The organism is Corynebacterium kalidii (genome assembly GCF_022869005.1).
Classification (GTDB): Bacteria; Actinomycetota; Actinomycetes; order Mycobacteriales; family Mycobacteriaceae; genus Corynebacterium; species Corynebacterium kalidii.
The window spans coordinates 191,865-200,781 of sequence record NZ_JALIEA010000010.1; the positions used below are offsets into that span (position 1 = coordinate 191,865).

Consider the following 8,917-nt stretch of genomic DNA (forward strand, 5'->3'; position numbering starts at 1 on the left):
ACGGGGCCGGAGTGTTCTTCGGGGGTGCTGAAGACACGGGTGCCGTCGGGATCACTGGGGTTGTCGGGACTGTCGGGTCCGGTCACGTCTGTCACCTCGCTTACTGTGCTTCCTGGAGTGCGGCGTCGATCACGGCGCGGCCGATGGGTGCGGCGACGGATCCACCGGTGGCCGCCTGTCCGGCGTCGCCGCCGTTCTCCACCAGGACGGCGACGGCGACGTCGGCGTCCTCGGCGGGGCCGAAGGCCACGTACCAGGCGTGCGGGTTGGAGTTGCGGGAGTCCTCGCCGTGCTCGGCCGTGCCGGTCTTCGAGGCGATGCCCGACGATCCGCCGGCGTACTGCTCGGCGCCCTGCATCAGCTCGGTGAGCTGTGCGGCGACACCGGAGTCGATCGCCCGGCCCGCCTCCTTCGGGCGGGTCTCCTTGATCACGTTGAGGTCGGCGCCGGTGACCTGCTTGATCAGGTGCGGCTTCATGCGCACACCGTCGTTGGCGATCGTCGCGGCGATGACCGCGTTCTGCAGCGGGGTCAGGGCGACGTCACGCTGGCCGATCGCGGACTGGCTCAGCGCCGCGGCGTCCGGGATGTCACCGATGGTGGAGTTCTGGATCGGCAGGCCGAAGTCCTCGTCGTCCTCCGCGCCGATGCCGAACCCTTCGGCGGTGGCGCGGAAGGACTCCTCGCCGTGACGGTTCACCAGGTCCACGAAGGAGGTGTTGCACGACTTCGAGAACGCGGTGCGCAACGGCACCTGGGGGCCGCCGCAGGACACCCCGTCGTAGTTCTCCAGGGTCGTCACGGTGTCCGGCAGGGTGATCTCCGACTCGCCGTTGACCATGGTGTCGGCGGTGTCGCCGGCGGCCAGGGCGGCGGCCGTGGTGATCAGCTTGAACGTGGAGCCGGGTGGCTGGGTCTGCTGGGTGGCACGGTTCAGCAGCGGGGCGTCCGGGCTGGCCTGGAGCTCCTGGAAGGCGGCGTCGGCGGTGTCCGCGTCGGTGCTGCTGACCACGGAGGGGTCGAAGCTGGGGGTGGAGGCCATGGCGAGCACCTCGCCGGTGGACGGCCGGATCGCCACGACCGAGCCCTGGTAGCCGCGCGAGGACAGCTGGTCGTAGGCGACCTGCTGGACGTTCGGCTGCAGCGTGAGCTCCACGTTCGCCCCGCGGCGCTCCTTGCCGGTGAGGGTGTCCCAGGCGCGGGTGGCGAAGAGCGAGTCGTCGGTGCCGTCGAGGATGGAGTTCTGCGACGCCTCGACACCGGAGGCGCCGTAGCGGTCGGAGAGGTACCCGAGCACCGCGCCGTAGGAGGCGGGGGTGGTCGGGTAGTTGCGGGTGTAGAGCCCGTCCTCGCCCTCGAGGGACTCGGCCAGCACCTGGCCGCCGGCGGAGATCTGGCCGCGCGGGATGGACTTCATCTCGTAGTACTGGCGCGAGTTCAGTGCGTTCTCGGCGTACCGGGACGTCTGGAACCCCTGGATCCACGTGAGGTTCACCAGGAGGATGACGACCAGGATGAAGGTGAAGACGGTGACGTTGCGGATGGACCTGTTCATGAACGGACCTCCCCGGCGTTCGGGTTGTCGACGACCGGGTGGACGGATGTCTGCGGGTCGGCGTCCGGCACCGGCTGCCGGGGCGCCGCCTTGCGGGTGTTCACGTCGTGGGAGATCTTCAGCAGGATCGCCAGCAGGATGTAGTTCGCCAGCAGGCTGGAGCCGCCGTGCGACATGAACGGCGTGGTCAGGCCCGTCATCGGCAGCAGCTTCGAGATGCCGCCGGTGACCACGAACACCTGGATGGCCAGGGTCAGGGACAGTCCGGCGGCGACGAGCTTGCCGAAGGAGTCCGGGGTCTTCAACGCGATGATGAAGCCGCGGGTCACGAACACGGTGAACAGCATGAGCACGGCGGCCAGGCCCACGAAACCGAGTTCCTCGCCGATGGAGGACATGATGAAGTCCGCGTAGGACACCGGCACGTTCTGCGGGTAGCCCTCACCGAGCCCGGTGCCGGTGAGTCCGCCGAAGGACATGCCGAACAGGGCCTGGGACAGCTGGTAGCCGGTGTTGTCGTAGTTGGCGATCGGGTCGATGAAGTTGGTGAACCGTTCCTGGATCTTGTCCGAGATCTGGAACACGATGTACACGCCGACCACCGCGAGACCGAGTCCCAGGACCAGCCAGGACGACCGTCCGGTGGCCATGTACAGCATGCCCAGCACCGTGCCGAAGAGCAGGAGGGCCGGACCGAAGTCGTTCTGCAGGGCGGAGATCAGGATCGCCAGACCCCAGACCAGCAGGATCGGACCGAGGTCGCGCACCCGGGGGAACTGCAGGCCCAGCACCCGGTAGCCCGCCACGGAGAACAGGGCCCGCTTGTTCACCAGCAGGGCCGCGAAGAAGATCAGCAGCATGATCTTCGCGAACTCGCCGGGCTGGATCGAGACCGGCCCGAGCGTGATCCACACCTGGGCGTCCGCGGTCAGGTTCGAGGGGAACACCCGCGCCCAGACGATCGGCAGGGCGGAGAGGACCAGCCCGCCGAGCCCGAGCAGGAAGGCGTAGTTCTGCAGGCTGTTGTGCGACTTCAGGAACCAGATCACCCCGGCGAAGATCACCAGGGCGATCACTGTCCACATGACCTGTGAATTGGAGCGTGTGGTCTCGGCGGCGAGGTCGATGCGGTAGATCATCACCAGGCCGATGGCGTTGAGCATCGCGGCGACCGGCAGCATGATCTGGTCCGCGTTGGGTGCCTTGAGACACAACACCACGTGGGCGACGCCGAAGACGGCGATGTAGCCGCCGACGAGGACGGCGACCTCGGAGTTGAGCTCGTTGCCCTGCGAGAACTGCAGGGCGACCAGGGCGATGCCGAGGATCACGGCGGAGAACACCAGCAGCGCCAGCTCGGTGCCGCGGGCGTGGGCGTCACGGAACATCCCGGGTCACCTCCCGGCACGACACCCCGGGGGTCGTGAGGTCGGAGGGCTCGCCGCCCCGGGAGCCGGCCCGGTCGTCCCGGGTGACGCAGACGGGCAGGGTCTGTTCGGCGAGACGCCGGATCTGCCCCTGGATCGCGTCGTAGGAGTCCCGCGGGAGGTCGTCGAGCGTGCCGCGCGCGGCCGGGGTGAGGTCGGAGGTGGAGAAACGGTGGCAGTCGTCGTTGCTCCCGGCGGGGAGCAGCCGCACGTCGGCGTTGTCGGAGAGGCAGACCTCCTGGTACACCGACTGCGTCGAGATGCCCAGGACGGTCCCCGGGGCACCCTGGTAGATCTGGATCGGCGAGCCGGACTCGGCGGCCGGCGCCGGGGCCCCGGAGGTGGCGGGGCTGGAGGTGGTGGGAGCCGTGGACGACGCGGTCACCGGGGGTGTGGACACCGTGGTGGTCGGGGACGAGGATCCGCCGTCGGCGACGGCGATGAAGTAGGACTGGCTCAGGGAGTCCCGCACGTACCAGAGCGTCGCACCGGCGGCGACGACGAGCACCAGGGCGACCACCAGGCCGATGAACAGGCCCTTCCGGCGGCGTTTCCGTGGTTCGGGCTCCTCGGCCTCGGGCTCCGCCACCGGGGACGCCGCCTCCGGCTGGGCCGCGCGCGGCCGCTGGACCACGTTGACCGCCGAGGCACGCCCGGCCGAGGTGTTCGGTCGGGGGAGTTCGGGGGCGTTGGTGTTCACCGCCCCGGCGAGCGCCGGGGCGGTGGGCAGGACGGTGCCCTCGGGGAGGGTTGCCGGGTCGACGACGTCGGCCACGACCACGGTGACGTTGTCGGGGCCGCCGCCGCGCAGAGCGAGGTTGATCAGCTGCGAGCCCGCCTCCTGCGGCGTGCCGGTGGAGAGCACGTCGCGGATGGTGTCGAAACTGACCGGGTCGGACAGGCCGTCCGAGCACAGCAGGTAGCGGTCGCCGGGCTGTACCTCACGCAGGGCGAGGGTGGGCTCGACCGGGCGGCCGGTGAGCGCCTTGAGGATCAGCGAACGCTGCGGGTGGCTGCTGACGTCCTCGGGGGCGAGCTTGCCCTCGTCCACCAGCGACTGCACGAAGGTGTCGTCCTTGGTGACCTGGGTGAGCACCCCGTCGCGCAGAAGGTAGCCGCGGGAGTCGCCGACATGGCACACGCCCAGCGACGCGCCGTCGAAGAGCATGGTGGTCAACGTGCAGCCCATGCCCTCCTGGGTGGGGTTGTCGTCGACGTGGGCGGCGATGGCGCGGTTGCCGTCGTCCATGGCCTCGGCGAGCATGGTCAGCAGCCGGTCGGGGGACGGCTCGACGCCCTGGGACAGCGTGTTCTCCAGGACGTAGAGCGAGGTGATCATCAGCTGGGAGGCGACCTCGCCGGCGGCGTGTCCCCCCATCCCGTCGGCGAGTGCCAGCAGGTGGGGGGACGCGACGGCGGAGTCCTCGTTGTTGGAGCGCACGAGGCCGCGGTCCGACAGGGCCGCGTAGTCCAGGGCGAGTGGTCGTGCGGTGGTCTCTGTCATGCTTCCAACCTCACCGTCGTCTGGCCGATACGGATCTCCTGGCCTGCGGAGAGCTGTTCGGGCTGGTCAATGCGCTGGCCGTTGAGGAATGAGCCGTTACGGGAGTCGAGGTCCTCGAGCAGCCAGGTGTCACCCTGACGGAACAGCCTGGCGTGGGTTCCGGAGGCGAAGTCGTCCTCCAGGACGACCGTGCAGGAGCCGGAGCGGCCGAGGGTCACGTCCTGGTAGCCCTGCAGGTTGAGTGTTGTACCGGTCAGCGGGCCCGAGGTCAGCACCAGCGACCCCGGGGGAGTGGCACGACGGAACCCGCGCCCCGCCGAGTGTTTGGCGCCGGTCGGCAGGCCGGTGGACGGGCCGGAGGCAGGTGCGGCACCTGCTGTGGCTGCCATGGCGTTCACGTCCTTACGCATGGCGCGGACGGCCACCCAGACGAACAGCCACAGCACGACGAGCAGGGCGATCTTGGCGAGCAGCACCAGAGTCGTCTGCATTCGGGGTCATCTCCTTCGTGCCGGTGGTGTGACCGGTCGGTCAACGATTGATCCTACCGGCTGAATCTACCTTCCGGAGGTGCCGTCAGCTGAAACGAACGTCCATCTCACTGTGGCCGATGGTGATGACGTCGCCGTCGGCGAGCAGCCAGCTTTCCACCGGAATCTCGTTGACGGTGGTGCCGTTGGTGGACTTCAGGTCGGTGAGGACGGCGTCGTAGCCGTCCCAGGTGATCTCGGCGTGCTGACGGGAGACGCCGGTGTCCGGCAGGCGGAAGTCGACGGCGTTACCGCGGCCGATGACGTTCGTGCCGTGCTGCAGCACGAAGCTACGTGCCGAACCGTCCTGCAGGTACAGGGTGACGGTCGTGCGGGGGAGTTCCTCGCCGGCGGCCGCGTTGGCTGCGCCGGTGGCTTCGTCGGCGTTGTTCGCCGGGGCCTGGGCGTTGTGCGAGATCACCTCGGTGCCGGGGTAGCTCTGCACGGGTTCGTCCGGTTCGGGGTCCTGCCGGGACGCCTGGGGGGACTGGCTGGGGCGGGCCAACCCGACCAGCGGGTTGGGGTCGGCGGGACGTGGCGGTTCGTCGGCGTCGTAGGAGTGGGCGACGGGGTTGCGTCCCGAGTCCGGTTCGCTGCGCGGCCAGTGCGGTTCGGGCTGTTCGGTCTTCTCGAAGGACGACCGGGCCTTCAGCTGGCCGGTGTGCAGACCGTCGTCCTTGACGAGTTCCACGGCGACGGGGTGGTGGCTGTCCCAGCCTTCGTTGCGGATGAAGCGCTGGAGCCGGCCGCGCAGTTCGTTGGCGAGGTCGGGGCGCTTCTCCAGCAGGGTGGCGTGGTCGTGTTCGGAGACGTGCACCCGGTAGGAGGAGGGGGCGTAGACCGTGCCGGTGCGGTCCTCCATGAGCGTGTCCTCGACCTCCTGTTTCAGGAGTTCGTCGATTTCGGCGGGGACGACCTCGCCGCCGAAGACGCGTGCGAAACCGTTGTCCAGCCCGCGCTGCAGGGAGCTGTCGAGCTTACGGAAGCGACCGAAGAGGTCCATTGTGGTTGCGCCTCACCTTTCGTTCTCTCGTCCTGCGGGCCGGGTGCTGGGACCGCGGTGCCGCTGTCAGGGGTGGTCCATCGTTTCTACGGCACACGTTGTCGGCCCACTATACGGACCGGAGCCGGGAAGTGGGTGAAGCGTGAGGGATGATGTGATGACGGGGCGATAAAGTGCCTGGTGAAGGGCACGTTTTGAGGTAACACGGCGGTGGTGATAGTGTTACTCTCCGTTGCAGACGCAACCCACGTCGATGCATATCGATGCCACGGGCGAGTGGCGGAATGGCAGACGCGCTGGCTTCAGGTGCCAGTGTCCTTAGGGACGTGGGGGTTCAAGTCCCCCTTCGCCCACAGTGAGCGGTTCACGAACTGAACCGGCCGGAGGTCACAAACTCGAAAGGGTTTGTGACCTCCGGTTTTTTTAGTGTCCGGGGTTCGGGGCCCTCGAGATTATCAGTTGGGGGAGTTGCGTGGCGAAGTCCCGGCGACGGCCTGCGGGGTTGAAACTCCAGAGGGTTTTCGGTGTGGTTCGGTCACGAACTCAGACGGTTGTACTACAGCGACATTAGCCTCGCGATGGGCGAGGGGGTCGCGGGGTAGGAGTCGCGGGATGACTGGTGGCTGGTGCAAGATCTCCAGTTATGACTGATTCACATATGGTGATCATCGGTGGGCGTTCCGGGGTAGGGAAGTCGACGGTCGCGTTCGCTTTGCACGATCTACTGGTCGAGCGTGATGTCCACCATGCGGTGATCGAGGGTGATGCGCTGGATCTGGCCCATCCGGCTCCGTGGCGGGAGGGCCTGGCGCAGCGAAACCTTCGGTCGGTGTGGGCAAACTACCGGGAGGTGGGCTATCGGCGGTTGATTTACACCAATACGGTGTCGGTGCTGGAGGAGGAGGCGCTGGTTGCCGCGGTCGGTGGTGCGCCCCAGGTGACGTCGGTGCTTCTGCGAGGATCGGATACCACGGTCGCTGACCGGCTGGGTCGGCGGGAGAGTGGGGAGAGTCTCGAGCGACACCTGACGCGCAGTGCGCGTGCAGCGCTGTTCCTCGACGACGGTGCCGGGGTGCATGTGCACCGGATTGATACGGATGGTAGGGACCCGGAGGACATCGCTGAGGAGCTGGCTGTCATCGTCGATTGGTAACTTCTCAGCAGTAGAAGATGTGGATCGCCCCGGGGTGAGCACAGGGAAGTAGACGATAAAAGAGCTTCTCTCCATTCTTTCGAAGTACCTCGTTGGGACTCAGAGTCCACGGTCATCGACATGGTGCCGCTTGTTCACTCGGAATCTGGCATTGCACGGCGGTGGGGTATTCTGCGTCGCTGACGGGATCAACTTCTCCTGTGAGGCTGTGCGGATTTGGGAGTGCAGACACGCAGCGTCCAACGAATCACGATGAGCGAACGAGTTGTTGAAAGAAGACCTCGGTTGTTTTCGAGGCTAGACGCCTGAGTCACCCATGCAAGTAGTTGTCGAGGTTGTCGAGGTGTACCGTGTTTGCTTGCGGGGCCGAGCCGATTATCTCGGCGTTGTCCGAGGTGCCTGCGAGCATCGCCGTGAGCCGTCCTGGCTGGTGGCTTACGGATGATCGTTGGCGGACTCGAAAGTCGTCGCCTCAGGCGGGCCGAAGGTTGGCCCCTGCATTTACGCGATGGTCGAGGCGTTGGCTGCGGAGTTCAAAGCTCATGCTGATCGAGCGGCGGACTTTCCCACAGCGTTGATGCGGCAGCGACGGCATGCCTACCGGCGTGTGCTCACGCCATGTTCGGCACACGCTGTTGCTCCCGCACGACCCACGTTCCTGTGTGCGGGCGGCAGTAGCAGACTAGCACCGTCCGCGTATCCCGTGTATACAGCCGTCAACCGTCGGCACGGTCGCCTCTCCCGCCGGGTGTTCACCCCCCGAAAGGAGTTACGTGGACAAACACATCGGCACATCGATGTACCAGCACCGCACGCCACGACGGGGGTGATCGTGACCTGACCGTGACCATCGCCAACGCGACACCAGGTCCCTCTGGCCTGCGAGTCGCCCCACCCACGATGACCGTCGACTTCTCGACAGCCATCCATAGCACCCATAGCACCCATAGCACCCATCACACCCACAGCCTGCACGGACACCGCACGGACACTGCACAGGCGCCGAACAGATACCGCACCATGCCCGCCTGGTTGACACATCAACCATCAGGATCGCCACCGGCCTGCCCAGGCTGACACGCCGGGTTGACTGTGACCTGACCGTGACCGGAGAACACCCCCGGCCTGCAGTGATGAGACCAAACTGTGACAATCATTCACCCTGTTTTTGTCTGGAGCGTCCGTTACGTTGTCGCCATGACGTTCACCACCGAGACCGCAACCCCGACCGCGCGCAGGACCAGACGCAGGCCTGCCCGCACAATCGCCACCGCAGCCGCCAGCATCGCCGCGGCCACCACCCTCGCGATCACCGCGACCAGCCCGGCCGCCGCCGCACCCACCCTGCCTGATCTGCCGTGGCCGGTGCCGGTCACCGGCGGTCCGACCGACTTGCCCGACCGCCAGATCTCCCGCACCACCGCCGACGGCTGGGTGTTGCACGCATCCAAGACCGGCGAGTCGGTCAACATCGCCGGCCCCCTGGACGCCTCGGCCACCACCGGTGAAGCCTTCGGCACCCTCACCGGCAACGTGTGGATCGACGGTGACGGTGCCCCTGACCTGACCGGCGCGATGTTCGACGCCGGCTACCAGATCGGCTGCGGGGTCGACGTCTCCGGCGGGGTGGACGTCGAGCTCGCCGGCACTGCGGGTATCGCCCCGCACGCCGACGCCGGCATCGAAGGCGGTCCCCATGTGCAGGTCGAGCTGCCCAACGTCACCGGCGTCTCCGCCGGCGCTGA

Annotated in this window: 7 protein-coding genes and 1 tRNA gene; 3 read left to right on the forward strand and 5 right to left on the reverse strand. The window is 67.3% G+C overall.

Annotation, left to right across the window (positions count from 1 at the left end; all coding sequences use genetic code 11):
• Nucleotides 1-100: 100 nt before the first annotated feature.
• From MUN33_RS03085 to MUN33_RS03105, 5 genes are all read right to left on the reverse strand, one after another.
• Entirely contained in the window at nucleotides 101-1,555 is a 1,455-nt protein-coding gene (locus MUN33_RS03085; protein WP_244803442.1) for a penicillin-binding transpeptidase domain-containing protein, read from the reverse strand.
• Nucleotides 1,552-2,943, reverse strand: coding sequence for an FtsW/RodA/SpoVE family cell cycle protein (locus tag MUN33_RS03090; protein WP_244803443.1), 1,392 nt, complete (start codon nucleotides 2,941-2,943; stop codon nucleotides 1,552-1,554). Before MUN33_RS03090 ends, MUN33_RS03085 begins: the two co-directional genes overlap by 4 nt.
• Complete coding sequence (locus tag MUN33_RS03095) at nucleotides 2,933-4,486, reverse strand: PP2C family protein-serine/threonine phosphatase (RefSeq protein WP_244803444.1); 1,554 nt, start codon at nucleotides 4,484-4,486, stop codon at nucleotides 2,933-2,935. Before MUN33_RS03095 ends, MUN33_RS03090 begins: the two co-directional genes overlap by 11 nt.
• Nucleotides 4,483-4,977, reverse strand: a complete 495-nt coding sequence (locus MUN33_RS03100) for an FHA domain-containing protein FhaB/FipA (protein WP_244803445.1) — start codon at nucleotides 4,975-4,977, stop codon at nucleotides 4,483-4,485. The genes MUN33_RS03095 and MUN33_RS03100 overlap by 4 nt, the downstream gene beginning before the upstream one ends.
• Before the next feature lie 85 nt (nucleotides 4,978-5,062).
• Nucleotides 5,063-6,019, reverse strand: a complete 957-nt coding sequence (locus MUN33_RS03105; protein ID WP_244803446.1) for an FHA domain-containing protein — start codon at nucleotides 6,017-6,019, stop codon at nucleotides 5,063-5,065.
• A 270-nt stretch (nucleotides 6,020-6,289) separates the two neighbouring features.
• Here MUN33_RS03105 and MUN33_RS03110 point away from each other — a divergent pair.
• The 3 genes from MUN33_RS03110 to MUN33_RS03120 form a co-directional block, all read left to right on the forward strand.
• A tRNA-Leu gene (locus tag MUN33_RS03110) sits at nucleotides 6,290-6,372 on the forward strand.
• A gap of 290 nt (nucleotides 6,373-6,662) precedes the next feature.
• Nucleotides 6,663-7,172: an adenylyl-sulfate kinase gene (locus tag MUN33_RS03115; RefSeq protein ID WP_244803447.1), complete on the forward strand. Its 510-nt coding sequence runs from the start codon at nucleotides 6,663-6,665 to the stop codon at nucleotides 7,170-7,172.
• A 1,197-nt stretch (nucleotides 7,173-8,369) separates the two neighbouring features.
• Nucleotides 8,370-8,917 (forward strand): MspA family porin (locus MUN33_RS03120; protein WP_244803448.1); only part of this gene is annotated, 548 nt, incomplete at its 3' end.

Excerpts from the sequence above, each read along its gene's own strand:
- MUN33_RS03085 (WP_244803442.1), bottom strand. The coding sequence starts at position 1,555 with ATGAACAGGTCCATCCGCAACGTCACCGTCTTCACCTTCATCCTGGTC.
- MUN33_RS03090 (WP_244803443.1), bottom strand. The coding sequence starts at position 2,943 with ATGTTCCGTGACGCCCACGCCCGCGGCACCGAGCTGGCGCTGCTGGTG.
- MUN33_RS03095 (WP_244803444.1), bottom strand. The coding sequence starts at position 4,486 with ATGACAGAGACCACCGCACGACCACTCGCCCTGGACTACGCGGCCCTG.
- MUN33_RS03100 (WP_244803445.1), bottom strand. The coding sequence starts at position 4,977 with ATGCAGACGACTCTGGTGCTGCTCGCCAAGATCGCCCTGCTCGTCGTG.
- MUN33_RS03105 (WP_244803446.1), bottom strand. The coding sequence starts at position 6,019 with ATGGACCTCTTCGGTCGCTTCCGTAAGCTCGACAGCTCCCTGCAGCGC.
- MUN33_RS03115 (WP_244803447.1), top strand. The coding sequence starts at position 6,663 with ATGACTGATTCACATATGGTGATCATCGGTGGGCGTTCCGGGGTAGGG.